This is a genomic window from Lysinibacillus sp. NPDC097214 (genome assembly GCF_050277945.1).
GTDB lineage: Bacteria > Bacillota > Bacilli > Bacillales_A > Planococcaceae > Lysinibacillus > Lysinibacillus xylanilyticus_B.
Map to the genome: position 1 here is coordinate 112294 of NZ_JBNNSS010000008.1, position 22041 is coordinate 134334.

A 22041-nucleotide genomic window follows, 5' to 3' on the forward strand; every position below is an offset into this window, starting at 1 on the left:
TTTTTATGTTTTATCTTCATTCAGTGAAGGCTCCTACCATTGAAGGTGGTGAGATGAATGTGGATATGGTTCCTTTACAGGATTCAAAATCCGGACGCAATTTCGCTAAGGCGAAATTTTAGATAGACCATGAAAAAATTTTTAAAAGAGGACACAATTTACTCTATTTTCAATAATAACATATAGTAGTAAATTCTATTTTTGCATTTTTCAGAAAATAAAAAGGAGTGAACGCTCATGGAATGGATACAGCAGCTTGTGAACGGTATTTCACTAGGTAGTATCTACGCATTAATAGCGCTAGGGTATACGATGGTATACGGAATTATTAAGCTGATTAACTTTGCCCACGGCGATGTCTTCATGATTGGGTCATTTATTGGCTTTTACGCAATTGCTAAATGGGAGCTTGGCTTCTTCCCAGCACTATTATTGGCGATGGCAGTCTGTGCAATCTTTGGTGTTTTAATTGAACGTATTGCTTATAAGCGTTTACGAAATGCTACACGTATTGCAGCTTTAATTACGGCAATAGGTGTATCGCTACTAATTGAATATACAACGATCTACTTCAGAGGTGCACAACCGGCGGCATACCCTGAAGTCATTACCAATAAATCATTTGATGTTTTCGGTGTTCAAATCAGTAGTACATCAATATTAATTTTATCCGTAACAATTGTACTGATGATTCTTTTACAATTCATCGTACATAAAACAAAAATCGGGAAAGCGATGCGTGCGGTTTCTCATGATGCTGATGCGGCACGTTTAATGGGTATTAATGTAGATAATACAATTTCAGCGACATTCGCAATTGGTTCTGCTCTAGCTGGTGCAGCAGGTGTTATCTTTGGTGTTTACTATACGAAAATTGATCCATTAATGGGTGTTATTCCAGGGGTAAAAGCGTTTATCGCTGCAGTACTTGGTGGTATTGGTATTATTCCTGGTGCTATGGTTGGCGGTATGTTACTAGGAGTAGTGGAGTCATTAGTAAGTGCACTTGGATTCTCTTTATGGCGCGATGCAGCGGCATTCGTTATTTTAATTTTAATTTTAATCTTCAGACCATCGGGTATCTTTGGTAAAAATGCCCGTGAGAAAGTGTAGGTGAGCGGTAATGATGAAAAAGTCTAAATTTTTCTGGGGCTATGCCGTATTAGCGCTAGTCATCTATGCAGTTGTTCAAAGTCTTATTTCTACAAACATTCTCGATATTTACTATCAAAATATGTTAATCACAATGTGTATTAACATTATGCTTGCGGTCAGCTTGCATATTGTCATTGGGATTACTGGTCAGTTCTCGATTGGGCATGCTGGCTTCTTAGCAGTTGGAGCATATGTTTCAGCAATTATTACAACTAAGCTAATGCTTCCGTTCCCATTGGCTATTTTCTTAGGGGCACTGGCAGCAGCGGTAGCTGGTTTAATCGTAGGTATTCCGACATTACGTTTAAAGGGTGACTATTTAGCAATTGCAACGCTAGGTTTTGCGGAAATTATTCGTATTATCTTTTTAAATACGGACTATGTTGGTGGCGCGGCAGGGATGCAGGTTCTTTATTTATCAAACTGGACTTATGCATTCATAGGTGTTGTTCTAACAATTCTAGTCATCTCAAACTTTACGAATTCTCGTCATGGACGCGCATGTATATCGATTCGTGAGGACGAAATTGCGGCAGATGCAATGGGTATTAATACAACCTACTATAAAGTTATAGCTTTTGCGATAGGTTCCTTCTTCGCCGGCCTTGCAGGGGCCATCTTTGCACATAACTTTTACATTATTCAACCGACGACTTTCGGTTTCTTAAAATCATTCGATATTTTAATCTATGTAGTTCTCGGTGGCTTAGGAAGTCTTTCAGGATCTGTCATAGCTGCGATTTTCTTAACAGTAATCTCAGCATATCTAGCAAACTTCCCAGAAACACGTATGATTATTTACAGTTTAGTATTAATAGTCGTAATGCTGTACCGCCCAACAGGGTTGATGGGAACAAAAGAAGTTACGGATTTATTTAAGTTTGGTAAAAAAGGAGGTACAAAATAATGACTGGAAACCTTCTTATCAATGTTGAAAATATGGGCATTCAATTCGGTGGTTTAAAGGCGGTACAGGGCGTTGATATGTACCTAAATCAAGGAGAACTAGTAGGTCTTATAGGACCTAATGGTGCTGGTAAAACAACGAGCTTTAACATGCTTACCGGTGTTTATACGCCAACTGAGGGCACGATCACATTTGACGGTATAAAGTTGAACGGGCTTGCACCATATCAAGTAACACAAAAAGGTATTAGCCGTACGTTCCAAAATATTCGTTTGTTTAAAGAGCTATCTGTTTTAGATAATGTTAAGGTAGCGAACCATTCGCTTGCAAAGCATTCCATGTGGTCTTCCATTTTCCGCTTGCCGAATCATTTTAAAGGTGAGGCAGAAATGGAGCATCAATCTATAGAATTTCTAAAAATCTTTGGCTTAGATGTTTATAAGGATGAGCTTGCAAAAAATTTACCTTATGGGATGCAGCGCCGGTTAGAAATTGCTCGTGCCCTAGCTGCAAAACCTAAGCTACTTTTATTGGATGAGCCAGCAGCGGGGATGAACCCGCAGGAAACGCATGATTTAATGGAATTAATAGCGTTTATTCGTAAAGAATTTGGCTTAACAATTCTTCTAATTGAACACGATATGAGCTTAGTTATGGGGATTTGTGAACGTATATATGTGCTCGATCACGGTCAACTAATCGCAGATGGAACACCAGAAGAAATTCGCAACAATCCAAAGGTAATAGAAGCTTACCTTGGTGAGGAGGTTATCAGCTAATGCTAAAAGTACAAAATATAGATGTATTTTACGGTAACATTCAAGCATTAAAGGGCCTCTCTTTAGAAGTAAATGAGGGTGAAATTGTAACGTTAATCGGTGCAAACGGTGCTGGTAAAAGTACATTATTAAAAACATTGTCAGGTTTATTGAAACCAAAAGGCGGCATCATTGAATATGAAGGCTTCTCTATCGCAGGGAAGGCTGCACAGACAATTGTAAAATCGGGCATTTCACATGTTCCAGAGGGGCGCCGTGTTTTTGCCAATATGTCTGTTGAAGAAAACTTAGAGCTAGGGGCATATCTTCGTAGTGATAAAGCTGGCATCAAAAAAGATCTGAATCATGTGTTTGAACTATTCCCACGTCTTTTTGAGCGTCGAAAACAGCAATCAGGTACATTATCTGGTGGTGAGCAGCAGATGCTAGCGATGGGGCGAGCATTGATGGCAAAACCGAAATTATTATTAATGGATGAACCTTCAATGGGACTTGCACCACTCATGGTAAAAAATATTTTTAATATTATTGAGCAAGTTAATAAAGAGGGTACAACTGTATTGCTTGTTGAGCAAAATGCGAATATGGCATTATCAGTAGCAAATCGTGCGTACGTACTTGAAACGGGACGTATTGTATTATCAGGTACAGCAAAAGAGCTTCAAGAGAGTGAACAAGTAAAGGCTGCTTATTTAGGTGGCTTATAGAGGAAGAAGGCGTCTCAATTTATGGGGCGTCTTTTTTGTATAGTCAGAGGAATGAGCAGACGGATAGAAATGTTAAAGTGAAGGATAGAAGAGCTAGAGCGAAGGATGGAATAATCAAAGTGACGGAAAGAAAGGCAAGAGCGACGGATAGAACAATCAAAACGACGGATACAATTATCAAAGTCACAAAATAGCAGTAGCTTTCGCCTTTTATTATTTGGTAATGTGGACGAAAGGAGTGATGTTTTATGAAGTATTCAGCACAATATTTTATTGAAAAATTAAATTTAGCAGAGCATCCTGAAGGAGGGTACTATATATCCTCGTTTCGGGCATCGGATGCTATGGCTGTAAGAGATGTACAGAGACCAATTTATACGAGTATTTATTTCTTACTACGTTCACAGGATATATCGCATTTGCATCGTTTGAAATCGGACGAGCTTTGGTATTATCATGCTGGCAGCCCGCTAACGGTCCATATGATTTTCCCAGATGGTACATATGAGGCGAAGAAGCTTGGGTTAAATGTTGAGGCAGGAGAAGTACCACAAATCGCAGTACCGAAAAATACTATATTTGGCTCATCTGTAGAGGATGCAGATACATTTAGTTTGGTAGGCTGTATGGTTGCACCAGGCTTTGACTTTGAAGACTTCGAATTATTTACACAAGATGAGCTATTAGCTGACTATCCACAGCACGAGGAAGTTATTCGAAAAATGGCTTACACTACAATATAGAAAAAAAGAAGAAGCCGTCTCAAAATTAATTGAGACGGCTCTTTCTATCTACCACAAAATAGTTTCAGGATAATTAGCTTTAATTTCAATTTCATGCAACGCTTTTTTCGTCGTAACCGCAACTTCCATGAGTTGCGATTTTAACGCTACATACTCATCGTCTTCTAACATTAAGCGCAAAGCAAATGCCGCTAAGTGAGCTTTACGTGCCTCTAAATTTAAATGAATATACTCAAGATTTAGAACATCTACATACTGTGTTGCATAACGGAATGTTAATGGACTTTTAGTGTGTAGCATTCTTAAAAATACTAAGTATTCATCTTCATGAAGCTCCTGCTCTAAACAATCGGCAACAGCTGCCTGGAATTTACGAATTGTGGCAACGTCAATATTCCAATCAGAAGAGTCAATTAGCTCTTGATGTAAGCGAATGAAATCGTTTAATGCGATAGCAGTAAAAATTAGCTCTGGCCAAAGAACTTCTGCTGCGAAATAAACATTTTTGTTAGGGAAAATTAGTTCATGCTGTGTCAGAACACTTTTATTGAGCCCGTTGCTTACAAACTCAAGCTGATGCTCCCCTTTGGCTGCTTGACGGAGATTATAACAAACACTAAGAATGCGCAAGCGCGCGCCTTGATAATCATAATACTTGTTTTCATCACCAGTTATTTTGTAAATGGCACTGATCAGCTCATCTAAATCCCAAAAATCACCGCTAATACGTGCTCCGGTTAACTGCTCAGTACTCTGAATTGACAGCATAGTCCCATCCCCTTAATGCTTTATTTTGGTGTGTATTTAAGTAGTCTGAATAGTTCTGTTCGTTCTTTATCTGTTAAATCGCGCCACTGCCCAACTTTTAAATTGCCAAGCTTTATATTCATAATACGAATGCGTTGTAGACGTTTAACGGAGTAGCCAAGGGCTGAACACATACGACGTATTTGACGGTTTAGGCCTTGCTCTAAAACGATTTTAAAGACTTTATCAGATATTTTTTCAACATAACAAGGTAGGGTTGTAGTATCTAAAATATCTACACCAGCACCCATTTTCTTTATAAATTGCTCCGTAATAGGTTGATCAACTTGCACAATATATTCTTTTTCATGATGGTTTTCAGCACGTAAAATTTTATTGACGATGTCCCCATCGTTAGTCAGTAATAATAGCCCTTCTGATTCTTTATCTAGTCTTCCAATATGAAAAATACGAAGGGGGTGATTGACAAAATCAACGACATTCCCTTTTATATGACGTTCAGTTGTGCTTGTAATTCCTACTGGTTTGTTTAAGGCGATATAAACGAGCTGTTCTTCTTTCTTTACCTCTTTTCCATCAACACAAACCATATCACCAGCCTCAACCTGACTGCCGACTGTAGCGAGTTCACCATTAATCGTTACTTTACCTTCTGCTATCCATTTATCTGCGCCTCGACGAGATACAATGCCTGTTTCACTTAAATATTTATTAATACGCATACTGTTCTCCTATACATTTATATTATTTTTAAGTATACATTATAGTTGGTCACACCGTGAATCCTAGAAGCTTTTCTAGCAAATATAAGCCACTTTGCAGGTCTAGCGCAAAGCCGATTCCGGACGCATTGTTTATCTGTGCGAAAGCGAAGCGACAGCAACAATTATGCCGAGGCATAATTGATTCAAGAATAGATTTTAGTAATAATCTAAAAAAATTTAAAAAAGTTGAAATTATTTTTCGTTTCTGACAATATATTGAGTAAGAGGGTTTCTATGAAAATATCGTTATTTCGATGAAAATGACGATTTTTGTAGATTATTTTCTCATTATTTTGTGTAAAGGGGAGAAGTAAAATGGTTTATGCATTTCCAAACACTGAAGGATCGGTAGTTCAATTCAAAGAGAAATATGAAAATTACATTGGTGGGGAATGGACACCTCCAGTGAAAGGACAATACTTTGATAATGTTACACCTGTTACTGGACAAGTTTTTACACAATTAGCTCGTTCTACTGCTGAGGATATTGAACTTGCAATTGATGCAGCACATGCCGCAAAAGAAGAATGGGGCAAAACATCTCCAACAGAACGTGCAAACATTTTACTTAAAATTGCGGACCGCATAGAACAAAACTTAGAAAAGCTAGCCGTTGCCGAAACATGGGACAACGGAAAAGCGGTACGTGAGACATTAAATGCAGATATCCCTCTTGCCATTGATCATTTCCGTTATTTTGCGGGGGCTTTACGTGCACAAGAAGGCGCGGTAAGCCAAATCGATAATGATACAGTCGCTTATCATTTCCATGAGCCGATTGGGGTAGTAGGTCAAATTATCCCTTGGAATTTCCCGTTATTAATGGCCGTTTGGAAGCTAGCACCTGCACTTGCAGCTGGAAACTGTGTAGTATTGAAACCTGCAGAACAAACGCCAGCTTCGATTATGGTGCTCATTGAATTAATAGAAGATTTATTGCCATCAGGTGTACTGAATGTTGTCAATGGCTTTGGTTTAGAGGCAGGGAAGCCACTAGCATCGAATCCGCGCATCGGTAAAATTGCTTTTACTGGTGAAACAACGACTGGTCGCTTAATTATGCAGTATGCTTCACAAAACCTTATTCCGGTTACATTAGAATTGGGAGGCAAGTCGCCAAACATCTTCTTTGAGGATATTATGGACGAAGATGATGCCTTTTTAGATAAAGCAGTTGAGGGCTTTGTATTATTCGCTCTAAACCAAGGTGAAGTATGTACATGTCCTTCTCGTGCAATAATCCAAGAATCTATTTACGATAAATTTATGGAACGCGTCCTACAGCGTGTTGAAGCGATTAAAGTTGGGAATCCACTTGATCCGAATACGATGATGGGGGCGCAGGCTTCGAGTGAGCAAATGGAAAAAATCCTTTCTTACTTAGATATTGGTAAGCAAGAAGGTGCAGAATGTCTAATTGGAGGAGAGAAAAATAATGTAGGATCAGGTTTTGAAAATGGTTACTACATTAAGCCAACTGTCTTCAAAGGACATAATAAAATGCGCATTTTCCAAGAAGAAATTTTTGGGCCAGTTGTTGCTGTAACAACATTTAAGACAAAAGAGGAAGCATTAGAAATTGCAAATGACACATTGTACGGTTTAGGTGCAGGTGTATGGACACGTGATATGAATACAGCTTATCGCTTCGGTCGTGGTATTCAAGCAGGACGTGTTTGGACAAACTGCTACCATGCTTATCCTGCACATGCAGCGTTCGGTGGTTATAAAATGTCAGGTGTTGGCCGTGAGAACCATAAGATGATGTTAGCGCATTATCAGCAAACGAAAAACTTATTAGTTAGCTACAGCGAAAACAAACTTGGTTTCTTCTAATTAGTAGGGAGGTGCATGAGCGTGGTCGTGCGTGTTTTAGCAACAGAAGAAGCGCTAGCACTAATCGAATTATTGAAAGAAAAGCATGGACCCATTATGTTTCATCAATCAGGTGGATGCTGTGATGGCTCCTCGCCGATGTGTTATCCAGAGGGAGACTTACTATTAGGTGATCAGGATGTTTGCCTTGGAGAGATTGGTGGTACTCCCTTCTACATGCATAAAAATCAATATGACTATTGGAAGCATACACAAATAATCTTGGACGTTGTCGATGGTAGAGGTGGTATGTTTTCACTAGAAGGCGTTGAAGGTAAGCGGTTTTTAACAAGATCAAGAGCCTTTTCCGCAGAAGAATTAAAAGAATTAGGGTTAATTTAAGTGCACCGAACAAGCAATGTTGTGATAAGCAAATTTACGTAAAAAGGCTTAATTAAGTATACTTTAGGACAGCGGCAAAACTATTGCCGCTGTTTTTTTATGTTCATTGTTAAAAAACAGAATGAATCTTTTCGACAATATGTTACGTAAATATGGAAAAAGGAGCGTGTTAAACATGGACTTTGTTATGATTGAAAATCAGTTTACAAATACGGTGGAGGATGTCTCGAAGGCTGTTGGTCGGACGGTTGATCGTAAAATTGTGTTGGCAATCGCAAGCAAATATGTGGCATCCGGAAAACCTTTTGATTCCGTTAAATATAAAAAAGTATTACTAGAAATGAAAAAGCAAACGTCATGGTCATCTCCGTTAAGAACAACGGTAGGTTATAGTATTGCTGCAAATTTGATGGAGCAAGAGGATACAGAACAGGCAATAAAAAATTTACTGACAAACGTTAGTATAATGAAAGAGGTAAAATTCAGAAGCGGAAATTTTAGTTTTATTGGTGCACAGTTTTTAACGGAAGAGGAAAGTGAGAAGCGTGCACATGCACAGGTAGCACGCGCATTATTTGATGCAATCCGCAAGCACCATCGATTTTTGACGTCATACGATGATATTCCCTATGCAGTATTGTTAAGTAGCCCATCTGACGACGTTGAGCTACGTGCAGAAACAATGAATCGTTATTATAAAGAATTACGTACGTATAATTTTAATGCAGGTAATGAGCTTCAATGGCTATCGCAAGTACTGACTTTCTTATCACCTCAATATGATAATAAGCTAGTGCCTAATGTTGTAACGATCCGTGACACACTAAAAAATCAAGATGTAAAGGTCAAGACGATGCACTATCCATTACTGGGCTTTTTAGCAATCCTTGAAGTGAATCAAGTACAGCTTCAACAGATTGTTGATGTATATCATGAGTTAAAGGATATGAAACTTTTAAAATGGCATCGTGAATTCGTGTTATTTATGGCCACACAAATTGCTATTTATAATATGGCGAATGTACAACAATCCTTATCAATGTCAATCATGTCATCCATTGAATTGTTAATTCAAGCACAGCAGGCAGCAATGTTCGCGGCAGTTAGTGCAGCTGCTGTAGCATCGAGTTCTTCGTGATAAAATAAAGAAGAACTTGATATTTGGAGGTGCATTTGAAGGATGAAGGAAACAAAACTTTGGATGAATGGCGAATGGCAGAACGCAAAAGAAACATATGAATTGAAATCACCTTATAGTGGTGAGGTTATTGCAAAGGTAGCTAAGGCGTCAAATTCTGACGTTGAACAAGCAATAGAAGGTGCGCAGGAGACATTCCAAACGTTTAAAAAGACAACAGCCTACGAACGTGCCGAAATATTGTATAAAGTGGTCGACATAATGCGCCAACGTAAAGAGGAATTAGCTGAAGTTTTGGCCTTAGAGGCAGGTAAACCATTATCAGCAGGTTTAACTGAAATAGAACGCACAATAGCAACCTATCAATTTGCTGCAGAGGGAGCTAAGCAAGCAAAGGGTGAAACGGTACCGATGGATGCTGCACCTGGGGCAGGAGATCGTATTGGCTGGACAAAGCGAGAACCTCTAGGTGTAATTTCAGCGATTACACCCTTTAATTTTCCTTTTAATTTAGTGGCACATAAATTAGGTCCTGCCTTTGCAGTTGGAAATACGGTTGTATTAAAGCCAGCGACGCAAACGCCATTAAGTTCTATCGTGATGGCGGAGATTTTCCAGCAAGCAGGTCTACCTAATGGTGCGCTTCAAATTATTACAGGTAGCGGTGGGGAGCTAAGTGATACACTTGTGACTCACCCGCTTGTGAAAAAGGTGACATTCACGGGAAGCGGTAAGGTTGGATTGGGTATTAAAGAAAAAGTAGGTTTGCGTAAAGTCACTTTAGAACTTGGTTCCAATGCGGCAGTAATTGTCGAGCCATCGACACCAATTGATAAAATTATTTCGCGTTGTGTCAGTGGTGCCTTTAATTTTGCTGGACAAGTTTGTATCTCCTTACAACGAATTTATGTACACACATCTATTGTGGATGAATTTACAAAGGCGTTTGTAGCTGAGACAGAGAAATTAGTGGTAGGTGATCCACTAGATACAACTACCGATGTTAGTGCAATGATTAACCCAAAAGAAGTTGAACGTATTCGTCAATGGATTGAGGAAGCCAAGTCACAAGGGGCGGTAGTTGCTACGGGAGGAACATTTACGGAACGTACTTTAACGCCGACTGTAATGACGAATGTGACGGCGGATATGAAAATTGTTTGTCAGGAAACATTCGCGCCAATCGTCTCAATTGTTTCATATGAAACATTAGATGACGCTATTCGACTAGTGAATGAGTCGGAACTTGGCTTAAATGCTGGAATATATACGAATGTATTACAAGATGCATTACACGCAGCGGATGAATTACAGGCCGGTGCTGTTATGATTAATGATATTCCGACATTCAGGGTTGATAATATGCCATACGGTGGCATAAAAATGAGTGGCTACGGACGTGAGGGCATTAAGTGGGCAATCGAGGAAATGACAGATATGAAATTTATTACAATGAAAAAATCGTTCTAATTTGCATCAACCCTTGTTCTGCGATACGATGACGAAAGAACATTCATGAAGGGAAGTTGCAAGAATTATGTCAAACAACGCAATACCGATGGGCCAGTCACGTACTGTTCAAACGCGTCTCGTACTACCGCCAGATACAAATAATCACAACTCCATTTTTGGTGGAAGAGTGTTAGCTTATATTGATGAAATTGCTGCTATTACAGCAATGAAGCATGCAAAAGGGCTTGTAGTCACAGCATCTATTGATTCGGTTGATTTTTTATCGCCAGCACATGTAGGGGCTGTTTTAGAAATTGAAAGTATTGTTTCGTCAACTGGACGTTCTTCAATGGAAGTTTATGTTCGAGTTATTTCACGAAACATTGAAACTGGTGAGGAGAAATTAACGACGGAATCCTTTGTAACGATGGTTGCAGTAGATGATGAAGGTAAACCTAAGCCAGTTCCAGCAATTTATCCTGAAACAGATGCAGAAAAACGTCTGTTTGAAACGGGCCCAGCAAGACGCGAACATCGTAAACAAAAACGTGCGTTACCGCATTAAAAATAAAAAGGGAAATTGACGTATGCTGTCAGTTTCCCTTTTTCGTACTTACATTTGTAATTCATTTACCACGTTAATAAGTGAATCGGAAGAAGAAGAAACAAGTGTAGCGCCTTGTGACAGTTCAGTAATCAAATTAGAGATGGCTGAAATATCTCTTGATGTATTTACATACTGCTGTTGAATCCCAGAAACAGCATCGGCGATATCATTAAACGATTTAGATAAACTGTTTTGCGTATCTACGCTATGTTGAATCTTTTGATCAACGTTAATAACCGAAGTCGACATTGTTGTAATATTACTTTCTGTTTCTTTAATGAGATGAGAAACATTTTGTACCGCATTTTTTGTTTCTTCAGCAAGCTTACGAACTTCCTCTGCAACAACAGCAAAGCCTTTACCATGTTCACCTGCTCGGGCTGCCTCGATAGAAGCATTCAGTGCTAATAAGTTCGTTTGATCGGCAATTCCTGTCACCAGTCCTACAATTTCCGATATTTTTTGAGAAGATGTGCGTAACTGGTTCATCGTAACATCGAGACTGTTTACACTTTGTAAAATTACCTGTATTAAATCATTTTGATCTTGCAGCTGCTGCTGTCCACGTCTGGATTTTTCCTGTGTATCAGCAACGAAGGTTAAACCTTGCTTTGTAGCTACTGCGATATCATCTGTTTGAGAGGAAATGACTAATAAAGAAGCTGCTGTTTCTTCACTAATCGCATTAAGTTCCTCTGCCGTTTTTTGAATGGTCGTAACAAGTGCATGTTTTGTTTCACCGTCTACTGCACGAATGCGTTCCTCTTCTTTTTCATAGGCTTCGATTACAAGCTGCTGCTCGAAGTTAATGATTTTGCAAAAGGCATTGATTGCACGGATTGCATCATCTTTCGATACATCTAACTCATTTGTAAAGCGTGTAAAGGTCGTTGTTAATGATTGGAATGAGGCGATATACCACTTCGATTGTAGACCAATTCGAACATGAGTTTCGGCAATTGCCTTTCGTTCATTAATATAAGAGTCATTAATACGACTTTCAAAAATATCACTCAAATGTTTATGTAAAGTAACTTTTAAACGCTCGATTTGTGACGTTCTGTTTATAATTTCTAACAAATCTTGGCTCAAACTAATGGCTGCATAAAATTGATCCACCATTTTAGGAACTAAATCCTTAGCTAAAGGCTGTAGTTGTTTAATGATGGCTAAATCCTCAATTGTTAAATCTAAAAGCTGTAACTGTTTTTGAAGGTTTGGATAGTTTGATACATCCAATTGTACATCGCTCTTATAATTTTCAGGTACTAATGTAATTGAGTAGCTAGAATCGTTCTTTTTTGTAAACCAACTCATCGTTGTTTGCTCCATTTCTTAGGTCCGTATTATGTATAAAATAGTAAACTAAATACCTATTAAATTACTTGGGTTGTTAATTTGCGGAATATATAGTATTTAATATATTCTACTATTTTTTGTACTATATTTGGTTGAAATTTTAGTTTATTTCTATATTTTTTTATCAATTAATAGATGATTGTCGATGAAAAGTCATGAAATAGACTACTAAAAAGGTAATAGGTAAATTGAATTTGAAATAGGAAACCTGTAAAATACGAACTGTTTAGCTTGAACGTAACAATAGTTTTGAGGAGGTATTATATGGAGAAGAAACGTTTCAAATTTGTCATTCCGGTTATGGTAATTGTAGCAATAGGGTCGGTGTACATGTTAAGAAACTACTATGCAGAAGTACCAGACTTAGATCAACTATTAATTACTATCTGTGCAACATTAGTATCTGGGGTACTTGCATACTTTTTATTTCCACAGCAAGGTGAAAATAAAATTGATGATCGCGGTCCTTACTAACAGTGAAAGGCACCTTAGAAAAATCTCTAAGGTGCCTTTAGCATGTCGACAAAAGAATAAATGGTTGATTTCCAAGCTAAGAGACGCTTTTTCCGGGCTTGGTTTCAATCTACTTGTCACTCCGGTCCTGTGGTTCGGGTTGTGACGTTATATCCAAGGATAAACGATGACTTTTAAGTTTTAAATAAATTGAACCAGCCTTTAAGTTTAAAGATTGCCAGCATAAATAATGCGATAAAAATCATAATTCCGAGTACGATAAAGTAGCTATACTTCCCATGTAGCTCGGGCATATGGTCAAAATTCATTCCATAAACACCGGCAATAAATGTTAGGGGAATAAAGATTGTTGAAACAATTGTTAAGGTCATCATAATGCCATTCATGCGAGTAGAGCTCATCGCCATATAGCTATCACGCATATCAGCAGTGAGCTCGCGATTAGATTCGATCATTTCGGTGAGTTTTAGCAGATGGTCGTAAATATCTCCGAAATAAGCTCGTTCTGATTTTTTTAGTGAAAATCGATAAGAGTTAAGGATACGATATAATAAATCACGCATTGGTAAAATGGTGCGCCTTAAATCGAGCAAATCACTACGGAATTCAAATACAATTTTCATAGCATTGGGGTTACTTTGATAGGTAAGCTCATCTTCAAGTGTATTTAAATGATCCTCAATTTTATAAACAAGTGGGAAATAGTTATCAACAATTTTATCGATTACCTGGTACGTTAAATATACTGTGCCACGTTCCCAATTTTTCGGCTGTTTTTCTAACATCATTTGTACTCGATCTATTTCCGGTGCTCCATTTTTGTGGAATGTGACAATGAATTTATTAGAAACAAAAATATTTACTTCCTCAGCTGTTAATTCTTCGTTCATCCTTTGAATAACAAAGAAATGGAAATCATCATAAAAATCGAGCTTTGGCCGCTGTAAACGCATTAAACAATCTTCTATAGCGAGTGGGTGGAAATGGAAAAATGTATCTAACAGTTGTTCTTCCTCATCGGTCGGACAATTAAAATCGACCCAGTACCATTCAAATTCGTTTTTGTGTATATCTTCAAGCGGAAATTCCTTTATAAGTTTTTGATCTTTTGTAATTCCAATAGTGCGTATCACAGCATTCACCTCAATTCTTTTAATTCTATCCTAAATGATTTTATACGTTTTCTTTATAACATATCCAACCGCCAAATAAAGTAGTGGCAAAGAATCTAGATGGTTTTGTAAAGCCTGCCTGCTGTAATAGTGATAAAATGTCTTCTTCACGCATAAATGAAAGAGAACGTATGGATTTCTCCATTTCCGCTACGTCTGATGGTGATAGCTTTGTATGCTGTAGCCAATAAGCACGCCATAAATCAAATTGTAGCTCGGTTTCTAAGGTACCCGGCTGCCCGTATTTTGAGACGAGCACAAATGGAGCACCAGGCTTTAAATTATTTGCTGTTTTTTTTAATGTTGCAAGCTTCTCTTGGTCATCTTGTATAAAATGAAGCACTAGTACACAGCTGGCTGCATCAAATTTTACTGAAGGTAACTTTGTATCCAGTATAGTTCCTTGATATAAAGAAATATTATTAGGTAGAGATTTTAAACGTTCGCCAGCTATTTGTAGCATCGCTTCTGACGGATCGATACCAACAAATGACCAATGAGGTCTTTTCTCAGCGAGCTGTAAAATTTCATTACCGCTTCCGGAGCCAACTACTAAAAATTCAGCGTTCTCAGGTAATGCAGATTGATAAAAGGTTTGTGTTAAGCGCAGCATGGCATCGTAGCTAGGTAGCGTGCGACGAATACCTTTTTCATATTCATTTGCAAGTGTGTTATTAAATTCCATCAAGTATCACATGCCTTTCAAAAAATTTTATAAATCCAATTCAAAGTTGAAACTATTTAAGGCGTAGTTCCGTAAAAGATAGTACATAAAATAAAAAAATTATATGGAAGGGTTGATATAAATGGAAACTAAATGGTCTAAGGTAATCATACACGCAAGTGCATTTTTTGCGCCATGGTTAGTACCTATAATATTTTTCTTAATTAGTTCGGAAGAAGAGGTAAAGAGCATTTCTGTGCAGGCCTTATTGTTCCAAGTTGTGATGGTGGTATTACTTACAATTTCGGGTATTTTAAGCTTCCTGCTCATTGGTATACCGTTCTTAATTGTTTTCGGGATTATCTATTTTATTGCGCCAATTATCGGTATTGTGAAGGCTTTATCTGATGAGCCTTGGCGTTATCCAATTGTTGGTCGTTGGGTATAATTTTTATAGACGCAAGTATATGCTAATTGCATATGCTTGCGTTTTTTCTTTTGCTGATAAGGGTATCTTATAGCTAAAGCACTCGGCGGATTTTTTCTGTGTGCGAAATAATTGCAATTATTTTCAAGCGTTTTGTATAATATACTCAAAGAAAGTCAAAGATAGTCAAAGTCAGTGTAGTAAGCGAGGTGTATTCCTAAAATGCGTAATATATCAGACATCATAGAAGGCTACTTAAAGCAAGTACTTGAATTAGGTGGAGAGGGGCATATTGAAATAAAACGTAGTGAAATCGCAGATAAATTTCAGTGCGTGCCCTCACAAATAAATTATGTAATTAATACAAGATTTACTGCCGAACGAGGTTACCTTGTTGAAAGCAAACGTGGTGGTGGTGGATACATTCGAATTTTACGTGTCCGCGCGAATTCACAAATTGATCTAATCGATGATGTCCTCAGGCAAATAGAAGGTGGGGCATCGCAAATAATGGCAGAAGATTTAGTTTATCGACTAATTGATGAGCAGGTAATTTCAAGGCGAGAAGCGAAAATAATATTAGCAGCAGTTGATCGCTCAACTATCGATTTGCAACTCCCATTACGGGATCATATTCGAGCAAAAATTTTACGAGCGATGCTAACAACGATTAAATATGAACAGCAAAAGTAAAAGAGGTGATGGAAATGATTTGCGAACATTGTAAGCAGCGTAATGCGACAGTTACTGTAACACAAGTTCAAAGTGGTCAAAAGGTGGAGCATCATTATTGTGACGTCTGCGCCTCGCAGTTCCATCCATTTCATGCTGAATTTAAGCAAGAGCCAGTATCTATTCAACAGCTATTATCCAATTGGTTTGGCTCACCTACATGGCAGCAACAAAAAGTGGGTGAAAAGCAGCAAGCACCGCCACAACCGCAAACATGCCCACAATGTGGATTTACGTATAAACAGTTTTTAAAAGAAGGTAAATTTGGATGCCCTAGCTGCTATGACACCTTTAGCGAGCACTTACCGAAGCTCTTTAACCGTATACAGGCTGGTCCTCAACATATAGGGAAAATGCCCGGTGCTCGAAGCAATGTTTATGTCATCAAAAAGCAAATTGAGGATATTCGTAAACGTATGAAGCTTGCTGTAGATAAAGAACAATTTGAAGAGGCAGCTAAGCTTCGCGATGAAGCAAAGGAACTTGAGAAGCAGGTACAATTTGAAGGTGGTGATGTGTCGTGATGATTGAATCGTTTTTAGAGCGTGCTACACCAATATGGATGAGTGTGGAGGACGATTATTCAGATATTGTCATTAGTACACGCATCCGCCTTGCTCGAAATTTAGATGGTTATCGTTTTCCATTAGCCTTTACAGAGGATGAAGCATTACATGTAGAACAGGCAGTTACACATGCGATAAAGGACAGTACAGAACTTCAAGAAAATTATTCATATTTTGCTATTAAAGATTTAACGCCTTTACAACGTCAAATACTTGTAGAAAAACATTTAATTAGTCCTCAGCTTGCAAAAAAAGAGGAAGTTGGCTCCATGCTCTTATCGGATGACGAATCAATTAGCATTATGGTGAACGAAGAAGACCATTTACGCATTCAATGTATGACAGCGAGTTTTCAACTTCTACAGGCATACGAGCAGGCCAATAAAATTGATCGTACCTTAGAGAAAGCTTTGCCTTATGCATTCCGAGATACATTTGGTTATTTAACAAGTTGCCCGACAAATATTGGTACTGGTTTGCGAGCATCTGTCATGATGCACCTGCCAGCCCTTACACTCACGGGTCAGATGAATCAAATCATTAATGCAATGACACGATTAGGAATGACGGTAAGAGGAATATATGGAGAAGGTAGCGAAAATATAGGTAACGTTTACCAAGTGTCAAATCAGATTACACTAGGAAAAACAGAGGATGACATTTTAGCGGACATCCAAAGTGTCGCTGAAAAAATAATTCAAAAAGAACGGCATGCAAGAAGCAAGTTAATGGAAAAAGCAGAGCTTGCTCTAGAAGACCGTGTGTACCGTGCTTTAGGTACGTTAACATATGCCAGGATTTTAACGAGTGAGGAAGCTGCTACCTGTCTATCCAATGTTCGTTTAGGAGTAGATTTACAGTTAATTGAAGGTATTAAAGCGACTAAATTAAACGAATGTGTAGTCAGTATGCAACCTGGGTTTTTACAGAATTATGCAGGGGACGTTTTGCCGCCTGCTAAGCGAGATCGCGTACGGGCTGAAATGCTTCGTGAGGCACTATCTCGCGAAAATATGAGTAAGCCTACTATTCGGGGAAAAGGAGAGGATTCATTTGATGTTTAATCGTTTTACACAACGCGCACAAAAAGTATTACAGCTTGCACAAGAAGAGGCAATTCGTTGGAAGCACGAATCAATTGGAACAGAGCATATTCTTTTAGGGCTTATCCGCGAAGGTGGCGGTATCGCTGCAAAAGCATTAGAAGCCATTGATATTAGCCCTCAAATGATTGAAGCAGGTATTGAAGAGCTTGTAGGAAAAGGTAAAGAGGATGTTGGCCCGATTGTCCACTACACACCTCGAGCTAAAAAAGTAATAGAGCTATCAGTCGATGAATCACGAAAATTAGGCCATTCCTATATTGGAACAGAGCATTTACTATTGGCGCTTATTCGTGAAGGTGAAGGTATAGCGGCTCGTGTATTAAATAATGCCGGTGTCGGATTGAATAAAGCTCGTCAGCAAGTGCTATTGCTATTAGGCAATAACGACAATGCTCAATCTGGTCAACAAGCTGCACAGGCTGCCAATACACCAACATTAGATAGCCTTGCGCGTGATTTAACGCAAATTGCTCGTGAAGGCACTCTAGATCCGGTCATTGGTCGAAGCAAGGAGATTACACGTGTTATCGAGGTTCTTTCTCGCCGTACAAAAAATAACCCTGTATTAATCGGTGAGCCTGGTGTCGGTAAAACGGCTATTGCTGAAGGCTTAGCACAGCAAATTATTAATAATGAAGTGCCAGAAATTCTTCGTGATAAACGTGTTATGACACTTGATATGGGGACTGTTGTTGCTGGAACAAAATATCGCGGTGAATTTGAGGATCGCTTGAAAAAAGTAATGGATGAAATTCGCCAAGCTGGTAATGTAATTTTATTTATCGATGAATTGCATACATTGATCGGTGCCGGCGGTGCAGAAGGTGCCATTGATGCATCAAATATTTTAAAACCATCTTTAGCACGTGGCGAGCTTCAATGTATTGGTGCAACAACACTAGATGAGTATCGTAAATATATTGAGAAGGATGCGGCATTAGAGCGCCGTTTCCAACCAATTCAAGTTGATGAACCAACTGTAGAAGAAGCGATTCTAATTATTCAAGGCTTACGTGATCGTTATGAAGCACATCACCGTGTGAAAATTACAGATGAAGCAATTGAAGCGGCAGCAAAAATGAGTGACCGGTATATTTCTGATCGATTCTTACCAGATAAGGCGATCGACTTAATTGATGAAGCAGGTTCTAAAGTACGCTTACGTTCATTCGCAGTGCCACCAAACTTAAAGGCACTTGAAGATAAGCTTGAAAGTGTACGTTCTGAAAAGAATGCGGCTGTCTCAGGTCAAGAATTTGAAAAAGCAGCATCATTAAGAGATACAGAGCAAAAACTAAAAGATGAAATTGAAACTACGAGAAAAAATTGGAAAGAAGAGCAAGGGAAAGCCGAATCAAAAGTGACAGTGGATGATGTAGCAGCGGTAGTGTCTATGTGGACTGGAATTCCAGTATCAAAAATTGCTTCCGAAGAATCTTCTAAGTTATTACAACTTGAAGAAGAGTTACACAAACGTGTTGTAGGTCAAGGAGAAGCGGTAGAAGCAATTTCTCGCGCAATTCGTCGTGCAAGAGCTGGCTTGAAAGATCCGAAACGACCAATTGGTTCATTTATTTTCTTAGGCCCTACAGGGGTTGGTAAAACAGAGCTTGCTAGAGCATTAGCGGAAGTTATGTTTGGCGATGAGGACGCAATGATTCGTGTTGATATGTCTGAGTACATGGAAAAACATTCGACTTCACGTTTAGTTGGTTCACCTCCGGGCTATGTAGGCTTTGATGATGGCGGTCAACTAACAGAAAAGGTTCGTCGTAAACCATATTCTGTAGTATTACTAGATGAGATTGAGAAGGCTCATCCAGATGTTTTCAATATCTTACTTCAAGTACTTGAAGATGGCCGTTTAACAGATTCTAAAGGTCGCGTGGTGGATTTCCGCAACACAGTTGTTATTATGACATCAAACGTTGGTGCGGATGCTTTAAAATATCAGAAAAACCTTGGCTTCAATGTAGGTGGTACGAATACGAAGTATAAAGATATGAAGGGTACAATGCTGGAGGAACTGAAAAAAGCATTCCGCCCAGAATTCTTAAACCGTATCGACGAAATGATCGTCTTCCACTCACTAGAAAAAGAACATTTAAAAGAAATCGTAGCGATGATGGCGAATGCTTTAACAAAACGTCTAAAAGAGCAAGACATTTCGTTAGAGTTAACGGATTCGGCTCTTGAAAAAATTGCAGAAGAAGGCTACGATCCTCAATACGGTGCTCGCCCACTACGTCGTGCATTACAAAAACAAGTAGAAGACCGTTTATCGGAAGAACTGTTGAAAGGTAATGTAGAGAAGGGCAACCAAGTGATCATTGATTACGTGAATGATGAGTTTGTTGTAAAGAAAAAAGAGGAAGTTTCTACTTCTAAATAATTCTCCCGCAGCGTGAGATTCAAAAAGACAGCGAGGCTTTAAGTGCCAAGCTGTCTTTTTTTATGTACAATAATAAATATAAGAACAAATATTCGAGGTGGATGTAATTTGGCAAAGAAAAAAACAAAATTCGTATGTTCAAGCTGTGGTTATGAATCCGCAAAATGGATGGGAAGATGTCCAGGATGTGGGGAATGGAATAAGATGGTCGAAGAGGTGGAGGTCGTTGCAAAAGGGCCACGAGGTGCATTCCAACACTCTGCTACGGTTACCCAAAAGGCTCTCCCTATTATGCAAATTGAAGCTGCTGAGGAATCGCGAGTTGCAACAGAAATGGGTGAGCTTAACCGAGTATTAGGCGGAGGCATCGTACCAGGTTCTCTTGTGTTAATTGGGGGAGATCCTGGGATAGGGAAGTCGACATTATTATTACAAGTATCTGCGTTGCTTTCGAACAAGGGACATCGTGTGCTCTATATTTCTGGTGAGGAATCCATCCGTCAAACAAAGCTGCGTGCAGAACGTTTAGGAGTGATCTCACAGGAGCTTTATATATATTCTGAAACGAATTTAGAGCTTTTAAATCAGACCATTGATGATGTGCAGCCAAAGTTTGTTATTGTCGATTCTATTCAAACTGTTTTTCATCCAGAGGTAACAAGTGCACCGGGTAGTGTATCGCAAGTGCGTGAATGTACAGCAGAACTTATGCGAATTGCAAAAACAAAAGGAATTGCCATATTTTTAGTCGGACATGTAACAAAAGAGGGACAAATTGCAGGACCACGTATTTTGGAGCATATGGTTGATACGGTATTGTATTTTGAAGGGGAACGACATCATAATCACCGTATTTTACGCAGCCAAAAAAACCGCTTTGGCTCTACGAATGAAATTGCTATTTTTGAAATGCTTCAGGGGGGCTTAAAGGAAGTGTTAAACCCGTCTGAGTTGTTCCTACAGGAGCGTTCACAAGGGGCGGCTGGGTCAACAATCGTAGCCTCAATGGAAGGTACAAGGCCAATTCTAGTTGAAATTCAGTCACTGGTAACACCAACAAGCTTTAATTATCCGAAACGAATGGCAACGGGTGTCGATCAAAATCGTGTGCAACTGCTTATGGCCGTCCTTGAAAAGAGAATGGGTCTCATGCTGCAGGCACAGGATGCATATATTAAAGTTGCTGGCGGCGTGAAGCTTGATGAGCCTGCCATTGATTTGGCTGTGTTGACAAGTATTGTTTCGAGTTTTAAGGATCAAGCTGTTAGGGCAACGGATTGCTTTATTGGGGAAGTAGGTTTGACAGGCGAGGTGCGTCGTGTATCTCGTATTGAACAACGTGTGATTGAAGCAGCAAAGCTCGGATTTAAACGGGCCTTCATACCAGCCTCAAATATCGGTGGCTGGGATTTCCCACAAGGTATTGAGATAGTTGGTGTAGAAACGATAAAGGATGCATTAAATGCTTGCTTTAGAGAGCTATAAAGAGGTTTGTGCATGTTGGACTATGTTCTGACATGCACTTTTAATTGCATGAGTAGAGTTCATAGATAGAAGGTAGGAAACTCTAAGAGGGGGATTGGCGTCTATGATAACGTCCGTAAAAGTGCTTGTTTAACTTCTTTCACCGGGTGTCCAAACACCCGCTAAAATAGAGGAACTCAGTCTAAAAATGCCACGTCCTGTGTATTACCGAGATGACCGACATCGTGTCGGCGCTCATGTTGTTGTTGTTGTTGTTGCTGTCGCTTCGCTTTCGCATAAAAAACATTTTCAGGCCTAAGCACAAAGCCGATTCCGGACGCAATTATGCGGAGGCATAATTGATTGCCCAGCGGATGCTAAAGAGCGTTGTTGAGTATAGTGTGAAGAATTTTAGTAATCGATTTTCAGTAGACTCGGGATGATCAAT

General features: G+C 39.0%; 24 protein-coding genes. 18 read left to right on the forward strand and 6 right to left on the reverse strand.

The window, feature by feature from the left end; translation table 11 throughout:
• The first annotated feature begins 237 nt into the window (after positions 1-237).
• From ACQKMI_RS18035 to ACQKMI_RS18060, 6 genes are read left to right on the forward strand one after another with little or no spacing between them, the layout of a single operon-like run.
• Positions 238-1113 carry a branched-chain amino acid ABC transporter permease gene (locus ACQKMI_RS18035; protein ID WP_427415304.1) on the forward strand — a complete coding sequence of 292 codons (876 nt, stop codon included), beginning with the start codon at positions 238-240 and terminating at the stop codon, positions 1111-1113.
• A gap of 13 nt (positions 1114-1126) precedes the next feature.
• Entirely contained in the window at positions 1127-2062 is a 936-nt protein-coding gene (locus tag ACQKMI_RS18040; RefSeq protein ID WP_427415332.1) for a branched-chain amino acid ABC transporter permease, read from the forward strand.
• Positions 2062-2841 carry an ABC transporter ATP-binding protein gene (locus tag ACQKMI_RS18045; RefSeq protein ID WP_427491181.1) on the forward strand — a complete coding sequence of 260 codons (780 nt, stop codon included), beginning with the start codon at positions 2062-2064 and terminating at the stop codon, positions 2839-2841. Before ACQKMI_RS18040 ends, ACQKMI_RS18045 begins: the two co-directional genes overlap by 1 nt.
• Positions 2841-3548 carry an ABC transporter ATP-binding protein gene (locus ACQKMI_RS18050; protein ID WP_427491183.1) on the forward strand — a complete coding sequence of 236 codons (708 nt, stop codon included), beginning with the start codon at positions 2841-2843 and terminating at the stop codon, positions 3546-3548. The genes ACQKMI_RS18045 and ACQKMI_RS18050 overlap by 1 nt, the downstream gene beginning before the upstream one ends.
• Before the next feature lie 35 nt (positions 3549-3583).
• Positions 3584-3742, forward strand: a complete 159-nt coding sequence (locus tag ACQKMI_RS18055) for a hypothetical protein (protein ID WP_427491185.1) — start codon at positions 3584-3586, stop codon at positions 3740-3742.
• A 54-nt stretch (positions 3743-3796) separates the two neighbouring features.
• A complete protein-coding gene (locus tag ACQKMI_RS18060) occupies positions 3797-4291 on the forward strand; it encodes a cupin domain-containing protein (RefSeq protein ID WP_427491186.1) in 495 nt (164 codons plus the stop codon).
• 48 nt (positions 4292-4339) lie between these two features.
• Here the strand turns inward: ACQKMI_RS18060 and ACQKMI_RS18065 are convergent, their stop codons facing one another.
• Entirely contained in the window at positions 4340-5059 is a 720-nt protein-coding gene (locus ACQKMI_RS18065; protein ID WP_427491188.1) for a DUF6904 family protein, read from the reverse strand.
• A 20-nt stretch (positions 5060-5079) separates the two neighbouring features.
• On the reverse strand, positions 5080-5781 hold the full coding sequence (gene rluF, locus ACQKMI_RS18070; RefSeq protein ID WP_323648519.1) for a 23S rRNA pseudouridine(2604) synthase RluF: 702 nt from the start codon (positions 5779-5781) through the stop codon (positions 5080-5082).
• Positions 5782-6138: 357 nt separating this feature from the next.
• Here rluF and adh point away from each other — a divergent pair, with 357 nt between their 5' ends.
• From adh to ACQKMI_RS18095, 5 genes are all read left to right on the forward strand, one after another.
• Positions 6139-7659, forward strand: coding sequence for an aldehyde dehydrogenase (adh, locus tag ACQKMI_RS18075; RefSeq protein ID WP_323648520.1), 1521 nt, complete (start codon positions 6139-6141; stop codon positions 7657-7659).
• A 21-nt stretch (positions 7660-7680) separates the two neighbouring features.
• On the forward strand, positions 7681-8040 hold the full coding sequence (locus tag ACQKMI_RS18080; protein ID WP_323648630.1) for a DUF779 domain-containing protein: 360 nt from the start codon (positions 7681-7683) through the stop codon (positions 8038-8040).
• A gap of 175 nt (positions 8041-8215) precedes the next feature.
• Entirely contained in the window at positions 8216-9178 is a 963-nt protein-coding gene (locus ACQKMI_RS18085) for a DUF4003 family protein (protein ID WP_427491191.1), read from the forward strand.
• A gap of 42 nt (positions 9179-9220) precedes the next feature.
• Complete coding sequence (locus ACQKMI_RS18090; protein WP_427491193.1) at positions 9221-10648, forward strand: aldehyde dehydrogenase family protein; 1428 nt, start codon at positions 9221-9223, stop codon at positions 10646-10648.
• A gap of 67 nt (positions 10649-10715) precedes the next feature.
• Entirely contained in the window at positions 10716-11195 is a 480-nt protein-coding gene (locus ACQKMI_RS18095; protein WP_323648524.1) for an acyl-CoA thioesterase, read from the forward strand.
• A 48-nt stretch (positions 11196-11243) separates the two neighbouring features.
• Here ACQKMI_RS18095 and ACQKMI_RS18100 read toward each other — a convergent pair whose 3' ends face one another.
• Complete coding sequence (locus ACQKMI_RS18100; protein ID WP_427491195.1) at positions 11244-12554, reverse strand: protoglobin domain-containing protein; 1311 nt, start codon at positions 12552-12554, stop codon at positions 11244-11246.
• Between the two features lie 306 nt (positions 12555-12860).
• Between ACQKMI_RS18100 and ACQKMI_RS18105 the strand changes: the two genes are divergently transcribed.
• Entirely contained in the window at positions 12861-13070 is a 210-nt protein-coding gene (locus ACQKMI_RS18105) for a hypothetical protein (RefSeq protein ID WP_427491197.1), read from the forward strand.
• 173 nt (positions 13071-13243) lie between these two features.
• Here ACQKMI_RS18105 and corA read toward each other — a convergent pair whose 3' ends face one another.
• Together corA and ACQKMI_RS18115 are read right to left on the reverse strand one after the other, a co-directional pair.
• Positions 13244-14203, reverse strand: a complete 960-nt coding sequence (corA, locus tag ACQKMI_RS18110) for a magnesium/cobalt transporter CorA (protein ID WP_427491199.1) — start codon at positions 14201-14203, stop codon at positions 13244-13246.
• A 40-nt stretch (positions 14204-14243) separates the two neighbouring features.
• Entirely contained in the window at positions 14244-14927 is a 684-nt protein-coding gene (locus tag ACQKMI_RS18115) for a class I SAM-dependent methyltransferase (RefSeq protein ID WP_427491201.1), read from the reverse strand.
• A 121-nt stretch (positions 14928-15048) separates the two neighbouring features.
• On the opposite strand from ACQKMI_RS18115, the gene ACQKMI_RS18120 reads away from it, so the two are divergent.
• The 6 genes from ACQKMI_RS18120 to radA all read left to right on the forward strand — a co-directional run bounded on the left by ACQKMI_RS18120 (position 15049) and on the right by radA (position 21614).
• Positions 15049-15354 carry a DUF4870 domain-containing protein gene (locus ACQKMI_RS18120; RefSeq protein WP_427415293.1) on the forward strand — a complete coding sequence of 102 codons (306 nt, stop codon included), beginning with the start codon at positions 15049-15051 and terminating at the stop codon, positions 15352-15354.
• Between the two features lie 201 nt (positions 15355-15555).
• Positions 15556-16026, forward strand: a complete 471-nt coding sequence (locus tag ACQKMI_RS18125; RefSeq protein WP_079562396.1) for a CtsR family transcriptional regulator — start codon at positions 15556-15558, stop codon at positions 16024-16026.
• Positions 16027-16040: 14 nt separating this feature from the next.
• Positions 16041-16589: a UvrB/UvrC motif-containing protein gene (locus ACQKMI_RS18130; RefSeq protein WP_323648532.1), complete on the forward strand. Its 549-nt coding sequence runs from the start codon at positions 16041-16043 to the stop codon at positions 16587-16589.
• On the forward strand, positions 16586-17695 hold the full coding sequence (locus ACQKMI_RS18135) for a protein arginine kinase (protein WP_427491205.1): 1110 nt from the start codon (positions 16586-16588) through the stop codon (positions 17693-17695). The genes ACQKMI_RS18130 and ACQKMI_RS18135 overlap by 4 nt, the downstream gene beginning before the upstream one ends.
• Positions 17685-20129 carry an ATP-dependent Clp protease ATP-binding subunit gene (locus ACQKMI_RS18140; protein WP_427491207.1) on the forward strand — a complete coding sequence of 815 codons (2445 nt, stop codon included), beginning with the start codon at positions 17685-17687 and terminating at the stop codon, positions 20127-20129. Before ACQKMI_RS18135 ends, ACQKMI_RS18140 begins: the two co-directional genes overlap by 11 nt.
• 108 nt (positions 20130-20237) lie before the next feature.
• Complete coding sequence (gene radA / locus ACQKMI_RS18145; protein WP_427425638.1) at positions 20238-21614, forward strand: DNA repair protein RadA; 1377 nt, start codon at positions 20238-20240, stop codon at positions 21612-21614.
• Between the two features lie 176 nt (positions 21615-21790).
• Here the strand turns inward: radA and ACQKMI_RS18150 are convergent, their stop codons facing one another.
• Positions 21791-21916, reverse strand: coding sequence for a hypothetical protein (locus tag ACQKMI_RS18150; RefSeq protein ID WP_427491209.1), 126 nt, complete (start codon positions 21914-21916; stop codon positions 21791-21793).
• Positions 21917-22041 lie beyond the last annotated feature (125 nt).